The 13951-nt window shown below is 70.1% G+C and carries 16 protein-coding genes; 8 read left to right on the top strand and 8 right to left on the bottom strand.

The window, feature by feature from the left end; translation table 11 throughout:
* Positions 1-91 precede the first annotated feature (91 nt).
* The 6 genes from RXV79_RS14595 to RXV79_RS14570 all read left to right on the top strand — a co-directional run bounded on the left by RXV79_RS14595 (position 92) and on the right by RXV79_RS14570 (position 5322).
* The gene (locus tag RXV79_RS14595; protein WP_316698494.1) at positions 92-1255 is read left to right on the top strand and encodes an acetate--CoA ligase family protein; all 1164 of its coding nucleotides are present in this window, start codon (positions 92-94) and stop codon (positions 1253-1255) included.
* The gene (locus RXV79_RS14590; RefSeq protein ID WP_316698493.1) at positions 1252-2346 is read left to right on the top strand and encodes a CaiB/BaiF CoA transferase family protein; all 1095 of its coding nucleotides are present in this window, start codon (positions 1252-1254) and stop codon (positions 2344-2346) included. The genes RXV79_RS14595 and RXV79_RS14590 overlap by 4 nt, the downstream gene beginning before the upstream one ends.
* Before the next feature lie 27 nt (positions 2347-2373).
* On the top strand, positions 2374-3423 hold the full coding sequence (locus tag RXV79_RS14585) for a class I SAM-dependent DNA methyltransferase (RefSeq protein ID WP_316698491.1): 1050 nt from the start codon (positions 2374-2376) through the stop codon (positions 3421-3423).
* A 217-nt stretch (positions 3424-3640) separates the two neighbouring features.
* Positions 3641-4129: a superoxide dismutase family protein gene (locus tag RXV79_RS14580; protein ID WP_316698489.1), complete on the top strand. Its 489-nt coding sequence runs from the start codon at positions 3641-3643 to the stop codon at positions 4127-4129.
* Between the two features lie 25 nt (positions 4130-4154).
* Positions 4155-4481, top strand: coding sequence for a plasmid stabilization protein (locus RXV79_RS14575; protein WP_316698487.1), 327 nt, complete (start codon positions 4155-4157; stop codon positions 4479-4481).
* A gap of 19 nt (positions 4482-4500) precedes the next feature.
* On the top strand, positions 4501-5322 hold the full coding sequence (locus tag RXV79_RS14570) for a mechanosensitive ion channel family protein (protein ID WP_316698485.1): 822 nt from the start codon (positions 4501-4503) through the stop codon (positions 5320-5322).
* Here RXV79_RS14570 and RXV79_RS14565 read toward each other — a convergent pair.
* The 4 genes from RXV79_RS14565 to RXV79_RS14550 are packed head-to-tail and all read right to left on the bottom strand — an operon-like array spanning position 5307 to position 9476.
* Complete coding sequence (locus tag RXV79_RS14565) at positions 5307-6377, bottom strand: glycosyltransferase family 9 protein (protein WP_316698483.1); 1071 nt, start codon at positions 6375-6377, stop codon at positions 5307-5309. The genes RXV79_RS14570 and RXV79_RS14565 overlap by 16 nt on opposite strands.
* A complete protein-coding gene (gene waaF, locus RXV79_RS14560) occupies positions 6374-7537 on the bottom strand; it encodes a lipopolysaccharide heptosyltransferase II (RefSeq protein ID WP_316698481.1) in 1164 nt (387 codons plus the stop codon). Before waaF ends, RXV79_RS14565 begins: the two co-directional genes overlap by 4 nt.
* Positions 7534-8163: a D-glycero-alpha-D-manno-heptose-1,7-bisphosphate 7-phosphatase gene (locus tag RXV79_RS14555; RefSeq protein WP_316698480.1), complete on the bottom strand. Its 630-nt coding sequence runs from the start codon at positions 8161-8163 to the stop codon at positions 7534-7536. The genes waaF and RXV79_RS14555 overlap by 4 nt, the downstream gene beginning before the upstream one ends.
* 8 nt (positions 8164-8171) lie before the next feature.
* Complete coding sequence (locus RXV79_RS14550) at positions 8172-9476, bottom strand: glycosyltransferase family 4 protein (RefSeq protein ID WP_316698478.1); 1305 nt, start codon at positions 9474-9476, stop codon at positions 8172-8174.
* 127 nt (positions 9477-9603) lie between these two features.
* On the opposite strand from RXV79_RS14550, the gene RXV79_RS14545 reads away from it, so the two are divergent.
* Entirely contained in the window at positions 9604-10032 is a 429-nt protein-coding gene (locus RXV79_RS14545; protein ID WP_316698477.1) for a CBS domain-containing protein, read from the top strand.
* A 63-nt stretch (positions 10033-10095) separates the two neighbouring features.
* On the opposite strand, the gene RXV79_RS14540 is transcribed toward RXV79_RS14545, so the two are convergent.
* Positions 10096-10467: a four-helix bundle copper-binding protein gene (locus RXV79_RS14540; protein WP_316698476.1), complete on the bottom strand. Its 372-nt coding sequence runs from the start codon at positions 10465-10467 to the stop codon at positions 10096-10098.
* Between the two features lie 204 nt (positions 10468-10671).
* Between RXV79_RS14540 and RXV79_RS14535 the strand changes: the two genes are divergently transcribed.
* Positions 10672-11406, top strand: coding sequence for an esterase/lipase family protein (locus RXV79_RS14535; RefSeq protein ID WP_316698475.1), 735 nt, complete (start codon positions 10672-10674; stop codon positions 11404-11406).
* Positions 11407-11427: 21 nt separating this feature from the next.
* On the opposite strand, the gene RXV79_RS14530 is transcribed toward RXV79_RS14535, so the two are convergent.
* From RXV79_RS14530 to RXV79_RS14520, 3 genes are read right to left on the bottom strand one after another with little or no spacing between them, the layout of a single operon-like run.
* Positions 11428-12546 carry a hybrid sensor histidine kinase/response regulator gene (locus RXV79_RS14530; protein ID WP_316698473.1) on the bottom strand — a complete coding sequence of 373 codons (1119 nt, stop codon included), beginning with the start codon at positions 12544-12546 and terminating at the stop codon, positions 11428-11430.
* Positions 12543-13124: a chemotaxis protein CheB gene (locus RXV79_RS14525; protein ID WP_316698472.1), complete on the bottom strand. Its 582-nt coding sequence runs from the start codon at positions 13122-13124 to the stop codon at positions 12543-12545. The genes RXV79_RS14530 and RXV79_RS14525 overlap by 4 nt, the downstream gene beginning before the upstream one ends.
* A complete protein-coding gene (locus RXV79_RS14520) occupies positions 13121-13951 on the bottom strand; it encodes a CheR family methyltransferase (protein ID WP_316698470.1) in 831 nt (276 codons plus the stop codon). Before RXV79_RS14520 ends, RXV79_RS14525 begins: the two co-directional genes overlap by 4 nt.

Below are 13951 nucleotides of genomic sequence, written 5' to 3'. Positions count from 1 at the left end.
CGCGCTCATCGCACGCGCGAAGCCGCCGAAGACGCGGCGCGACATTGCCATCTACTGCTCGTCGGGTGGCGCCTCGGCGCTCACCGCCGACATGGTCGGCCAGGCCGGCCTGAAGCTCGCGCACTTCGCCGAGCCCACGACCCGGCTGCTGGCCGAGAGCCTGCCCTCGTATGCCGCCATCGGCAACCCGGTCGACACCACCACGGCGGTCATCACCGACCCGCAGCTCATCGACAAGACGCTGCTCGCGGTGTGCGAAGACCCGAGCGTGTCGCTGGTGCTCTTCCCGGTGACCATCGACTATGGCGACGTCACCATCAAGGTCGCCGAGAGCGCCGTGCGCGTGCAGCGGCAGACGGCGGTGCCCATCGTGCCGGTGTGGATGAGCAGCCGCCGCGGCGACGCGGTCGAGGTGTATGCCGAGGCCGGCATGGTGCCGGTGGGCTCGGTCGGCAAGGCGGTGAAAGCGGTGAAGCGCTGGCTCGAATGGGCCGAATGGGTGGCGCAGCAGACGCCCGGCACCGCGCCCTTCGAGCCCTTGCTGCTGCGCATGCCGCCAGACGCGCCTTCCGGCGAGGCCAGCACGCTCAACGAGCACGATGCCAAGGCTCTGCTGCGTGCGGCGGGCATCGGTGTGCCGGCATCGGGCGTGGCCCGCAGCGCCGATGAGGCAGTGCAGGTCGCGCAGCGCATCGGCTACCCGGTCGTCGCCAAGGTGCTGAGCACCGCCATCACGCACAAGACGGAGGTGGGCGGCGTGATGCTCGGCATCGCCGACGATGACGCCTTGCGCGAAGCCTGGCAGCGCATCCACGGCAATGTGTACGCGAACCGCCCTGACGCCACGATCGACGGCCTGCTCATCGAGGCGATGGCCCCGGCGGGCGGCGTGGAGACGCTCGTCGGCGTGAGCCGCGACCCGGTGCTCGGCCCGGTGCTGACCTTCGGCCTCGGCGGCGTGCATGTGGAGCTGTTCCGAGACGTGACGCGCCGCGTGCTGCCGCTGTCGCGCCGCGACGCCGAGGCGATGGTGCGCGAGATCCGCGCTTTCCCCTTGCTCAATGGCCTGCGCGGCCGGCCCAAGGCCGACGTGCCGGCGCTCATCGACCTGCTGCTGAAGGTGTCGGACTTCGTCGCGGCGCATGCCGCGCAGATCGACGAGATGGACCTGAACCCGGTGTGGGTCGGCCCGGTGGGGCGGGGCGCGCATGCGCTCGATGCGGTGATCGTCGGCCGACTGAAGGCGCCGCGATGAGCGCCGCCTGGCTGCCCCGGGCCGCGGAGGGTGGCCCGCTCGCGGGCGTGCGGGTGCTCGACTTCAGCGAGCTGCTGCCCGGCCCCTTTCTCACCCAGAGCATGGTGGAACTCGGCGCCGACGTGCTCAAGGCCGAGCGCCCGCCGCATGGCGACGCGGCGCGGCGCATGGCCCCCGCGCTCTTCGAGGCAATGAACCGCGGCAAGCGCTGCTTCCAGGCAGACCTGAAGAGCGACGCGCAGCGGGCGGGGGTGCTGGCCTTGGCCGACGAGGCCGATGTGCTGGTCGAGGCCTATCGGCCCGGCGTGCTCGATCGCCTGGGCCTCGGCTACGACACGCTCGTCGCGCGCAACCCGAGGCTCGTCTACGTCTCGCTCACCGGCTATGGCGCGAGCGGCCCGCGCGCGCAGTGGCCGGGGCACGACATCAACTACCTCGCCGCCAGCGGCTCGCTCGCCTTGACGAGCGGCAGCGGCGCACCCGCCTTCGCCGTGCCGGTGGCCGATCTCGGCGGTGCGGTCTACGCACTGGCCGCCGTCAACGCCGCGCTCTTCCAGCGTGAGCGCAGCGGGCGGGGCCAGCGGCTCGACGTGTCGCTCACCGACTGCATGCTGCACTGGATGAACACCCGCCTCGTGGCCTTCCGCCACAACGGTGCCACCGACCTCGCGGCGCAGAGCCGCACGGTGAGTGCGCGGCCGGGCTACGGCGTCTTCACCTGTGCCGGGGGCGAGCCGCTGAGCGTGGCCGCGCTGGAAGATCACTTCTGGAAGTCGCTCGTGCAGGTGCTCGCGCTTGACGCCTGGCAAGGCGACGCGTTTGCGATCTATGCGAAGCGCATGCCGCATGCCGAGGCGATCAACTGCGACATCGGGGCTGCCCTGAGCGGCATGTCGCGCGCGCAGGCCGTGGCGCTGCTCGCCGGAGCCGATGTGCCGGTGCACGAGGTGTTGTCGCCCAACGAGCTGCCCGACGCCGAGCAGTTCGGCGCCCGTGACCTGTACACCGCCACCGGCAGCGGCGCCCTGTGCCGCTTCCCGGTGCGCATGGAAGGGGTGGGCGAGCCGCCCACGCACGCGCAGACCGCCTGACACCCGCGGCCGGGATAATCGCCGGCCATGTCGCACCCCCCAGACTCCGCTGCCTTCGAGCAGGCCAAGGCCGCCTTCTTCGAGGGCCTCGCTCACCTGCAGGCCGGGCGGGCCGCCGAGGCCGAGCGCGCGTTCGAGAACTCGCTGCGCCATGTGCCGGGCCGTGTGTCGACGCTCGTCAACCTCGCCGCCACGCGCGTGGCGCTTGGCCGGCATGCCGAAGCCATCGCCACCGCCGACGAGGTGCTGGCCCAGGAACCAGGCAATGCCGATGCGCTGCTGCACCGCCGCGCGGCGCTCGGCAAGCTGGTGGAGGAGGCCGACCTGCTGCGCGACAGCGGCCAGCTCGAAGCGGCTCGCCTGGCCTACCGCGAGGCGCTCGCACTCGGCGCCGACGCGCAGCTGATGGCCTACTGCCTCGCGAGCCTCGGCGATGCCGTTGCACCGCCCAGCTCGCCCGTGGCCTACGTGCAGGCCCTCTTCGACGACTACGCCGCCGACTTCGACCATCACCTGGTCGACGTGCTGCACTACCGGGTGCCCGAAGGGCTGGCCGCGCCGCTGTCGCAGCTGCACCCCGCGCCTTTCCGCTCGGCGCTCGACCTCGGCTGCGGCACCGGCCTGTGCGGCCCGCTGGTGCGCCCGCTCGTGCAGCGCCTGAGCGGCATCGACCTGTCGCCGCGCATCCTCGAGCAGGCGCGCTCGCGCGGTGTCTACGACGAGCTGCACCTGGGCGAGATCGTCGAGCACCTCGCCCACACCCCCGAGCGACACGACCTCGTGCTCGCGGCCGACGTGTTCATCTACCTCGGCGACCTCGCGCCGGTCTTCGCCGCGCTCGAGCGTGTGGTGCCTGCGGGTGGCGTGTTCTGCTTCTCAGCCGAGACCTCGGGGGCTCCCGAGGCAGTGGGCTTCAGCCTGCAGCCGAGCCTGCGCTATGCCCACCATGAGGCCTACCTGCGCACGCTCGCCGAGCGCCACGGCTTCGAGCCGCTGCGCGTCTCGCGCGAGACGGTGCGCGAAGAGCAACGCGTGCCCATCGAAGGCCTGCTGGTGCACCTGCAACGCTGCGGCTGAACTTCACACGCATGCCGACGCCGCGTTCCGGCGTCGTCCTACAGCAGGCGAGCTGCCTGCGCGCGACCATCGTCGCATCCCTCACCGAGATGCGAAGGTCGCCATGTTGTCGCTGTCAGTTTTTTCGATCCGCACGAGTTTTCTCCTGGCGGCACCTGTCGCGGTCGCGGCGCTCGCGGGGTGCGCGAGCACACCCCAGCCGCCCAGCGCCGTTGTCATGTTGAACCCAACCGCGGGCCAGAAGGCGAATGGGCTCGTGCGCATGGCGCAGGAAGGCGACCGTGTGGTGGTGCGGGCCCGCGTCTCGGGGCTCACGCCCAACAGCGAGCACGGCTTCCACGTTCACGAGAAGGGCGACTGCTCGGCGCCCGATGCAAGCAGCGCCGGTGAGCACCTCAACCCGCAGGGCAAGCCGCACGGCGCCCCGCACGCCGATCACCATGCCGGCGACCTGCCGTCGCTGAAGGCCGATGCCGCCGGCGTGGCGGCCACAAGCTTCGAGGTGAAAGGCACGCTGCTCGGTGCAGGGGCGGCTGACCTGATGGGCAAGGCGCTCGTCGTGCACGCCGATCCCGACGACTACATGACCCAGCCTTCGGGCAACAGCGGCAAGCGCATCGCCTGCGGCGTGATCGCCTCGCCCGTGAAGCCCGGCGGCCTCGGCGGCAACGCCGAAGGCAGCAAGACCATCCCCAAGCAGATGTGATCGACACAACCGCAAGGAGCAAGCCATGCCTGAGAACCGTTGGAGTGACAAGCGCGAGCGCCAGGACCAGCACATCAAGGACGGCCTGAAGTCGAGCGGCAAGGGCGAGAAGCTCGCCGAGGAGATTGCGGCACGCACCGTCAACAAGGAGCGCGCCCGCCACGGCGAGGCGCGCGAGGTGAGCCGCAGCTCGATCGACGACGTGTCGTCGGGCCACCGCGGGGGCAAACGTTCGCACAGCGGTGCGGGCGGGCGCACCTACGACCAGCTCTACAACGAGGCCAAGAGCCGTGGGATCAAGGGTCGATCGAGCATGACCAAGGCCCAGCTCGAAAAGGCCGTGGGCCGCTGACCCGACGTCCCACCGCGAGATGCAGTTTCCCGAGTGGCTCTCCGCCTGGCGCGACTACGACTTCCAGCTTTTCACCCTCGGCAGCGCCACCTTCACCGTCTCCTCGCTCGCGAAGGTCACGGTCTTCCTGATTGCCCTTTTCTGGGTGGCCGGGGCCTTGCGCTCCTGGCTGATCCGGCGTGCGCTCACCCGCACGCACCTCGACGAAGGCACGCGCCAGGCGCTGGGCTCGATGCTCCGCTACCTGGTGCTCATCGTCGGCTTCATGCTCATCCTGCAAAACGCGGGCGTGAACCTCACCGCGCTGAGCGTGGTGGCCGGCGCGCTGGGCGTCGGAGTGGGCTTCGGCCTGCAGAACGTCTTCAGCAACTTCGTGAGCGGCGTGATCATCATGGTCGAGCGGCCCATCAAGGTGGGCGACCGGGTGGAGATGGCCACCATCGAAGGCACGGTGCGTGACATCGGCGCACGCCGCACCACCATCGTCACGCACGACAACATCGCCATCCTCGTGCCCAACCAGAAGTTCATCACCGACCAGGTCACCAACCTCGTCTACGCCGAGGCGCCCATCCGACTGCGGGTGGCGGTGCACGTGGCCTTCGGCAGCGACCCGGTACAGGTCGAGAACATCATGATGGAGGCTGCCCGCAGCCACCCCGAGGTGCTGAAGGACCCGGGGCCCGAGGTACTGCGCCCCACGCTGGCGGCGGGCTCGCTGCACTTCGAGCTGTGCGTGTGGCACGCCGCACGCGGGCCGGTGCGGCGCCATCTCACGAGCGAGCTCAACCGGCTGATCGACGAGCGCGTGCGCGCGGCCGGAATTCAGTACGCGGCCTGAGCCGTCTCGGGCTGGCGCACTCGCGCCGGCGCGGTGTCGAGCACCTGCAGCACGGCGTCGGCCACACGCCGCAGTTCGAGCCCGGTCGAGCAGCCGTGTCCCACCGGGCACACCGCATGCGCGCAAGGCCGGCAGGCCACGGGCTCCCACAGCACGCGGTGGCGCTGCCGGTCGAGCGGCGCCCAGCGCGACACCTCGGCGCCCAGGCTCACCACCACGCTGGGTGTGTGCAAAGCGGCAGCGATGTGCGACACGCCGGTGTCGTTGCACACGAGCAGTGCCGAGCGCTCGATCAGCGCGCCCAGCGTCCACAGCGTCGTCTGCCCGGCGAGCACTTGCGAAGGGGCGTGCATGGCGGCGGCGACCTCGTTCGCGATCGCCGCTTCGCCGGCGGTGCCGGTGATGAGCACCTCGTAGCCACGCGAGGCGAGCAGGTCGCCGATGGCCGCGAAGCGCTCGGGCCGCCAGCGCCGCGAGGCGAGTTGCGCGCCCGGGTGCAGGCACACGTTCGGGCCCGGCCAGCGTGCGGCGACCGCGCCGCGCTCGTCGTCGCGCAGCGGGAAGTCCAGGTACAGCCCCTGGCGCGCCAGCCCGAGCCGATCGGTGAGCGCGAGCAGCCGCTCAATCTCGTGGCCGCGCACCGGCCACGGTGCAAAGAGCTGGGGCTCGGGTCGCCATGCACCGGGCTCGGCGAAGCCCGCGCAGTGACGCGCGCCCCAGCCGGCCACGAGCGGGTTGGTGATGCCGCCGCTGCCGTGCATCTGCAGCAGCAGGTCGAAACGGTGCGAGCGCAGCTCGTCGACGAAGGCAGGCCAGGCCGCCTCGTCGGCGGCGCGCTCAGGCAGGCCGGCATGGCCGGGGAAGGCGATGAACCGGTCGAGCGAGGGCAGGCGGTCGACCAGGGCCTCGGCCCACGGCAGGCCGATGAGCGTGATCTCCGCCTGCGGCCACGCGGCCCGCAGCGTGCGCAGCGCCGGCGTGGCGCACAGCATGTCGCCGAGCACCAGCGCGCGGAAGACGCCGATGCGCGGCGCCGCGCCGCCGAGGTCGATCATCCGAGGGCGGCAAGGGCCGGCGTGGCGGCCCGCAGGGGCAGCGGTGGTGCCCACACCGGAGGTGGCGCCTCGATCAGGTCGAGCGCGGCTTCCATCACCTCGTCGGGCTGCACCTTGAGCAGACAGTCGTGGTGCCCCTGCGGGCAGGTGCTCTTCAGGCAGTCGCGGCAGGGCACGTCGTGGTTGAGCACGTGGGCCCTGGCGCGCCATGGCGTGTGCTGCGGGTTGGTCAGCGCATAGAGCACGACCACCGGTGTTTCGAGCGCGGCGGCGATGTGTGCCGGCCCGCTGTTGTTGCACACCGTGACTTGCGCACCCGCGATCAGCGCGGCCAGCTCGCCGAGCGTGAGCTGGCCCGCGAGCGAGATCGAAGGCGCCGACATCGCGGCGCGGGCGCTGGCCACCAGGGCCTGCTCGTCGTGCCCGCCGCTGTAGACCACCTGGCAGCCGGTGTCGCGGCTGATGCCGTCGGCGGCGATGCCGAAGCGTTCGGCCGGGTAGCGGCGCGAGACGGCGGTGGCGCCCGGGTGCACCACGATGTACGGGCGGTTCAAGTCGCCGCCCGCGGCGGTGAACTTGCGCCGCATGTTGAGCACGTCGGTGGCGGCATAGCGAAAGACGAGGCGCTCGTTGGCGGTGTGGAAGCCGACCGCACGCACGAGGTCGAGCTGACGGGCCACCTCGTGGCGCATGCCTTCCCGGCACTCGTCGCGGTCGGGTACCCAGTCGGTCACGAGGTCGTAGGGGTTCTCGCGGCAGTGCGCGAGGCGCAGCGGAATGCCCGCAAGGCGGCACATCATCGCGGCCGGCAATGCGCTCTGCGTGCACACGGTGAAGATGATCGCGGCGTCGAAATGGCCGCGGCGCAACGTGGTGAGCAGGCGGCGGTCGGTCAGGTCGCCGTGCGAGGCGCCCTTGACCCACGGCGCGTCATAGGTGATCACGTCGTCGATGGCGGGCACGTGGCGCGCGAGGGCGGCGCCGGAGCGCGAGCCGAGCAGCGTGATGCGCGCCTGCGGCGAGCTCTGGCGGATGGCCTGGATGGCGGGCGTGGTCATCAGCACGTCGCCCAGGTTGTCGAGGCGCACGACGAGGATGTTGCGTGCGGCGTGCCAGGCGTTCCAGCGGGTGTTCGGATGGACGGCAGAAGCGGAGTTCATTCGGTTTCCTGGGCGAGGGCAGAGGCGGAGGGGGCCGCGCAGCTGGCGGCAAGGATGTGGTCGGCGGCTTGCAGCAGGTCCTGGCAGCGCGCATGCGGCGTGCGCAGCGGCGACATGCGCCAGACGGTTTCGTTGCCCACGTCGAGCAGCACGCTGCGGCAGCCCGCGCGCTGGCCCGCTTCGATGTCGTCGAGGATGTCGCCCACCATCCACGAGCGCGCGAGGTCGAGGTGCAGCGCTTGCGCCGCCTGGTGCAGCAGGCCCGGCGCGGGCTTGCGGCACAGGCAGCCGGCCATGCGCGGCGCGGCCGGTGCGTGCGGGCAGGCGTAGAAGCCGGCGAGCTCGATGCCCTCGGCGGCGAGCCGCGCTTCCATCGCGCGCTGCAGGCGCGTGAGCGACGCGCGGTCGAAGAAGTGGAAGGCGATGCCGGGCTGGTTGGTCACGACCACCAGCTTGAAGCCGGCTGCCTGCAGCGCGCGCAGGCCGTCGAAGGCGTGGGGCGTGAAGCGCAGCTTGGCGGGGTCGACGTTGTAGGGCACGTTCTCGACGAGCGTGCCGTCCTTGTCGAGGAAGACGGCGGGCGAGCGCGGTGGCTCCGGCCGCAGGTCATCGAAGGCAGATGTCATGGTGGGTGTCATGGGGCGATGGCCCGCTCGGACTGCAGCAGCGGCAGCTGCCGCCAGGCCGTCTCGGGCAGGTCGATCGACACCGGCTGCCGCACGCTCTCGTACACCTCGATGAGCTGCTGCGCCACCTGCTGCCAGGTGAACATTGAGCGCGCGCGGCGGATGCCCGCGCGGCCCATCGCACGCGCGAGTGCGGGGTTCTCGTACAGCTCGGTGAGCTTCGTGGCCAGCGCCGCCGGGTCGTTGGGCGGCACGAGGAAGCCAGTGACGCCGTCGCTCACCGAATACTGGATGCCGCCGACCTCGCTGCCCACCACCGGCGTGCCGCAGGCCATCGCTTCGAGAGGCGTGATGCCGAAGGGCTCGTACCACGGCGTGGTCACGAACACGTCGGCCGCGGCGTAGTAGAGGCGCAGCTCCTCGCGGCGGCGATGGCCGGCGAAGCTCACACGCTCGGCCACGCCGTACTCGACGGCCACGCCGCGCAGGCGGGCGATCTCAGGGGTGAGGCGCTCGTCGGGCTCGCGCGATTCGCCGCCCACCACGAGCACCCGGCCGGGCACGTGGCGCGGCAGGTGCGCGAGCGAGCGGATGACGTTGTCGATGCCCTTGCGCGGCACCAGGCGGCCGAGTTGCAGCACGATGAAATCGTCGGGGTGCAGGCCGAGCGCAGCGCGTGCCACGGCCTTGTTGGTGGGCTTGAACTCGAGCGGGTCGAAGCCGCAGGGCACCATCGTCAGCCGTTCGGGGTCGGCGTCGTAGAGGCGCACGAGGTCGGCGCTGTCTTGCGGGCATTCGGCGATCACCGCATCGGCATCGCGCACGAGGGCACGCTCGATGTCGACCCGCTCGAGGGGGAAGGCATCGGCTTCCTGCTGGTGCTCGCGGCGCACGAGGCCGAGGGCATGGAAGGTCATCACATACGGCGTGCCGAGTGTGTGCTTGAGGTGCCGTGCCACCAGGCCCGACATGAAGAAATTGGCATGCACCACGTCGTAGGGCACGCTGTGGCGCAGCAGCCGTTCGCTCGCGCGGGCGAACTCGGGCATGTGCGCGAGCAGCTGCTCCTTGGGCACGAAGGTCGCGGGCCCGGCGTCGATGTGCACCACCCGCACGCCGGGGCGCAGGTCGACGGAGGCGGGCAGCTCGGGGTCGTCGCGGCGGGTCAGCACGTCCACGTGATGACCGGCGCGTGCCAGGCAATCGGCCAGGTGGGCCACGTAGATGTTCTGGCCGCCCGCGTCCACACCGCCGAGCATGGCGAGCGGCGAGGCGTGTTCACTGATCAACGCGATGCGCAGGTTCTCGTTCATGGCGGTCTCCGTGTACTGCAAGGTTGAAGTCCCCTCGGCAAGAGGCGTTCCGTGGCGCCGGAATGCGGGTTGCCGGCTTCTTGCCGTGGCCTTCCGTGTTCAAGGCCGTTGCAAAAGGAGAGGTGCCATGCAGACCGTTTCAGAGGTGATGACGCGCAACGTCGAGGTGATTGCGCCGGAGGAATCGTTGCAGCGTGCTGCCCAGCTGATGGACGAGCTCAACGTCGGCGCGCTGCCGGTGTGCAGCGGCAAGGAGTTGCTGGGCATGATCACCGACCGCGACATCACCGTGCGCGCGGTCGCGGCCGGTCAGGGCCCGTCGGAGACCTGCGTCTCCGACGTGATGAGCGAGCGGGTGCGCTGGGTCAGCGAAGATGACAGCACCGCCACCGCGGCCCATCAGATGAGCGACATGCAGGTGCGCCGCCTGCCGGTGCTCAACGCCCGCCGCGAGCTGGTGGGCATCGTCTCGCTCGGCGACCTCGCGACGCACGACACCGCGCAGGCCGACGAGGCGCTGCGCGAGATCTCGACGCCCTCGCAACCGGACCGCTGAACCCCGGGCCGCCGCACTTTGCGGCTGTCCGCAAACTTTGCGGCAGCGAAGGGGGCGGTCAGCTCAATGGTGCGAGTGCGTGCCGGCCGCCGTCTCGGGCCGGGCGGGGCGTTGTGCCATCGCCGCGCATTCGCGGGCGCAGGCGCGGCACGCGTCGGCGCAGGCCTGGCAATGGTCCATCGCGTGCTGGTCGCATTCCTTCGCGCATTCGAGGCAGACCATCGCGCAGAAAGCGCAGGCGGCGCTGTCGAGTGCGCTGCCGCGTGCCATGTAGCCGGCCGCGAGGCGGCAGGCTTGCGCGCAGTCGATGTCGAGCGCAACGCATCGCGCCATCAGCTTGGGCTGCGGTTCCTGCAGGCAGGCGATGGCGCAGCGGTCACAGGCATCTGCGCAGGCATTGCAGGCATCGATGCAGCTCTGGTGGGAGGTGGCCATGTCGGACTCCTTCAAACGTGGGGGAACCCTTGGCCGGCAAGGTGCATTCCCCACGAGTGCGGGTGGAAGAAGGGCGCCCGGTCAGGAAGACTGCGTAGGCGAATTCGCACATGCAAATGGTGTGGGCCACCGATGGGCGAGAGGCGCGGTCTCGCTCACCATTCGCGGCAACGTCGACCGCACTCTCTCGAAAGGAAGAAGCACATGAACAAGATGATGGTTGCCCCCCAGGTGGTCGCCCCGTCACTGGCATTGCTGGGTGTGGAGCCGTTTCGAGCGGTGATCGAATACGCGGGCATGCACCTGATGGACCGCGAAGCCCTGCCCGAGGGCGACGGTCACCCGGTCATCATCTTCCCCGGCCTTGCCGCCGACAAACGCTCGCTGGTGCCGCTGCGCAACTGCTGCGAAGCGCTGGGCTATGCGGTCTACGACTGGGAACAGGGCTTCAACACCGGCCCGAAGGGTGACATCGACGAGTGGCTCCACAACCTCGCCACCCACGTGCGTGGCGTGGCGACGCTGCACAACCGCAAGGTGAGCCTCATCGGCTGGAGCCTCGGCGGCATCTATGCACGCGAGATCGCGAAGCTGCAGTCACCGTTGGTACGGCAGGTGATCACGCTGGGCACGCCCTTCTTGTCGCGCGGCAGCGAGACGAACGTGGGCTGGCTCTATCGCCTCGTGAACGGCAGCGCGCCGCTCGTCGACGACAAGCTCGCCGCACGCCTGCGCGAGACGCCGCCGGTGCCCACCACCTCCATCTACTCGCGCACCGACGGCGTGGTGGCGTGGGAAACCTGCCTGCTCGACGGCGATTGCGACGAAGGCGAGAACGTGGAAGTGGAGGGCAGCCACATGGGCTTGCCGTGGAATCCGCAGGTGTTGCGGATCGTGGCGGGCCGGCTGGCGCGCAGCGAGGTCGGCGTCACCTCGTGAGTCGACCGGAACCCGGCTGACTCAGATCGCCCGGGGCAGCCGCACGTCGAATCGTGTGGGCTGGCCCGGTTCCGACGACACCTGGATCGACCCGCCGTGCGCCTGCACGACCTGCTGCACGATGTAGAGCCCCAGCCCCAGACCCTCGGTGCGTGCGCTTTGCCGCTGCCCGCGCCGGAAGGGGTCGAAGATCGACGGCAACAGCTCCGCGGGGATGTGCCCGTCGTTGAGCACCGACATCACCACCCGGTCTGCATGACGGCCATCGAGCTTCACGGTCACCGTGTCGCCGGTGCCGTGCCGCAGCGCATTGCCGATGAGGTTCGAGGCCACCTGCACCAGGCGGTCGCCATCCCACGAGCCGTGCAGGTCGCCCTCGGCTTCGACGTTCACGTGCCGGTCGGGTGAGAGCACCAGGCGCTCCTGCACCACGCCTTGCACGACGGACGCCAGGTCGACCGGCGTGCGGGTGATGGGGATGCCGTGGCCTTGCCGCACGCGGGTCACGTCGAGCAGGTCTTCGATCATGCGGCCCATCCATTTGGCGCTGCGGGCGATGCGCCCGCCGATGGTTTGAGCGTCTTCGTCGGAGCGCTTCTCGAGGATCTTGGCCGAGAGCTGGATGGCCGAGAGCGGCCCGCGCAGGTCGTGGCTCAGCACGGCCGTGAACATCTCCTGGATGCGCAGCGAATTCGTGCGCTCCTGCAGTTCCCACGCGAGCTGCTGCTTCTGGCGCCATAGCTGGAAGAAGACCTCGGCTTTGCTCTTGAGGATGTGCGGCTCGATGGGCTTGAAGAGGAAGTCCACCGCACCGCTTTCGTAGCCCTGGAACTGGCGGTGCCGGTCGCTGCTGCCGGCCGTGACGAAGATGATGGGCACGTCGCGCGTGCGCTGCACGCCGCGCATCATTTCGGCGAGCTGGAAGCCGTCCATCTCGGGCATCTGCACGTCGATGAGGGCGAGGGCCACGTCGTGCACGAGCAGGATTTCCAGCGCCTCGGTGCCCGAGCGGGCTTGCAGCAGCTCCACCTCGTCGTCGGCCAGCAGAGCCGAGAGGGCGTGCAGGTTTTCCGCCAGGTCGTCGACCAGCAGGCATTTCACCTTCGGGCGCGGCGCAGGGTGACGGTTGTCCAGGTTCATGTGCGGTTTGCGGCAAGGCCGCCGATCAGTTGGGCGATGCCTGCCAACGGGAGCACGTGGTCCACCGGACTCGTACGCAACGCAGATTCGGGCATGTAAGGGGAAAGGGCTTCCTGCGGTTCCTGCACGACGGTCGTGCCGCCGGCGCGGTGCACGGCGGCGAGGCCGGCGGCGCCATCCTGGCTGGCGCCGGTGAGCACAACGGCGAGCAGGTGCTCGGCGTAGACGTCGGCGGCGGTTTCGAAGAGCACGTCGATCGACGGGCGCGAGTAGTGCACCGGCTCGTCGACCGAGAGCGCGAAGCTCGGGCCGTGGTCGACCAGCAGGTGGTAGTCGGCCGGGGCGAAGTACACATTGCCGGGCTCGATGGGCGCCTTGTCCTGCGCCTCCTGCACGGGCAGGGCGCACTGGCGGGAGAAGATCTCGACGAGCAGGCTGGGCTTCTCGCGGGGCAGGTGCAGCACCACGATCACCGGCACGGGCAGGGCGGCCGGCAGCGCCGGCAACATGACGGCGAGCGCGTCGACGCCGCCCGCCGAGCCGCCGATCACGACCGCCTCGATGCCCGCGGCGCTCATGCCTCGCTCCTGCGCTGGAAGATCCGCTCCTGCGGCACGAAGTCTTCGAAGGCCTCGCGGTGCACCGAGAAGCGCAGCGACTCCTTGCTGCCGATGCCGAGGAAGCCCTTGCGGCACAGCGCCTCGCTGAAGAGGCCGAGCGCGCGGTCCTGCAACTGGCGGTCGAAGTAGATCAGCACGTTGCGGCACGAGACGAGGTGCACTTCGGCAAACACGCTGTCGGTCGCGAGGCTGTGGTCGGAGAAGACCATCTGCTTGCGCAGGCTCTTGTCGAACACCGCGCGGCCATACGCCGCGGTGTAGTGGTCCGACAGCGACGAGTGCCCGCCGCTCTTCTGGTGGTTCTGCGTGTAGAGGGCGATCTGCTCCAGCGGGTAGACGCCCGCCTCGGCACGCTTGAGCGCGTCGGTGTTGATGTCGGTCGCGTAGATCAGCGTGCGCTCGAGCAGCCCCTCTTCGCGCAGCAGGATGGCGATCGAATACGCCTCTTCGCCCGCGCTGCATCCGGCCACCCAGACCTTGAGCGAGGGGTAGGTACGCAAGAGCGGCACCACTTCGTCGCGCAGCGCCTTGTAGTAGCTCGGGTCGCGGAACATCTCGCTCACCTGCACGGTGAGGTAGTCGAGCAGTGGCGGGAAGATGCTGGGGTCGTGCAGCAGCTTGTCCTGCAGCTGCGAGAGCGTGCTGCAGCCGAAGCGCGTCATCGCGCTGCCCATGCGGCGCTTGAGCGAGGCTGTGGCGTAGCCGCGGAAGTCGTAGTGATACTTGTGGAAGATCGCGTCGATGAGCAGGCGAAGCTCGATGTCCTGGTCCCGAGTGGTGGGCAT

It is taken from the genome of Piscinibacter gummiphilus (assembly GCF_032681285.1).
GTDB lineage: Bacteria > Pseudomonadota > Gammaproteobacteria > Burkholderiales > Burkholderiaceae_C > Rhizobacter > Rhizobacter gummiphilus_A.
This window is presented reverse-complemented; position numbering and strand designations above follow the sequence as displayed.

Coding starts and splice junctions, on each gene's coding strand:
- RXV79_RS14595 (WP_316698494.1), top strand. CDS start 92: ATGGTCGGCCAGGCCGGCCTGAAGCTCGCGCACTTCGCCGAGCCCACG.
- RXV79_RS14590 (WP_316698493.1), top strand. CDS start 1,252: ATGAGCGCCGCCTGGCTGCCCCGGGCCGCGGAGGGTGGCCCGCTCGCG.
- RXV79_RS14585 (WP_316698491.1), top strand. CDS start 2,374: ATGTCGCACCCCCCAGACTCCGCTGCCTTCGAGCAGGCCAAGGCCGCC.
- RXV79_RS14580 (WP_316698489.1), top strand. CDS start 3,641: ATGTTGAACCCAACCGCGGGCCAGAAGGCGAATGGGCTCGTGCGCATG.
- RXV79_RS14575 (WP_316698487.1), top strand. CDS start 4,155: ATGCCTGAGAACCGTTGGAGTGACAAGCGCGAGCGCCAGGACCAGCAC.
- RXV79_RS14570 (WP_316698485.1), top strand. CDS start 4,501: ATGCAGTTTCCCGAGTGGCTCTCCGCCTGGCGCGACTACGACTTCCAG.
- RXV79_RS14565 (WP_316698483.1), bottom strand. CDS start 6,377: ATGATCGACCTCGGCGGCGCGGCGCCGCGCATCGGCGTCTTCCGCGCG.
- waaF (WP_316698481.1), bottom strand. CDS start 7,537: ATGAACTCCGCTTCTGCCGTCCATCCGAACACCCGCTGGAACGCCTGG.
- RXV79_RS14555 (WP_316698480.1), bottom strand. CDS start 8,163: ATGACATCTGCCTTCGATGACCTGCGGCCGGAGCCACCGCGCTCGCCC.
- RXV79_RS14550 (WP_316698478.1), bottom strand. CDS start 9,476: ATGAACGAGAACCTGCGCATCGCGTTGATCAGTGAACACGCCTCGCCG.
- RXV79_RS14545 (WP_316698477.1), top strand. CDS start 9,604: ATGCAGACCGTTTCAGAGGTGATGACGCGCAACGTCGAGGTGATTGCG.
- RXV79_RS14540 (WP_316698476.1), bottom strand. CDS start 10,467: ATGGCCACCTCCCACCAGAGCTGCATCGATGCCTGCAATGCCTGCGCA.
- RXV79_RS14535 (WP_316698475.1), top strand. CDS start 10,672: ATGAACAAGATGATGGTTGCCCCCCAGGTGGTCGCCCCGTCACTGGCA.
- RXV79_RS14530 (WP_316698473.1), bottom strand. CDS start 12,546: ATGAACCTGGACAACCGTCACCCTGCGCCGCGCCCGAAGGTGAAATGC.
- RXV79_RS14525 (WP_316698472.1), bottom strand. CDS start 13,124: ATGAGCGCCGCGGGCATCGAGGCGGTCGTGATCGGCGGCTCGGCGGGC.
- RXV79_RS14520 (WP_316698470.1), bottom strand. CDS start 13,951: ATGCCCACCACTCGGGACCAGGACATCGAGCTTCGCCTGCTCATCGAC.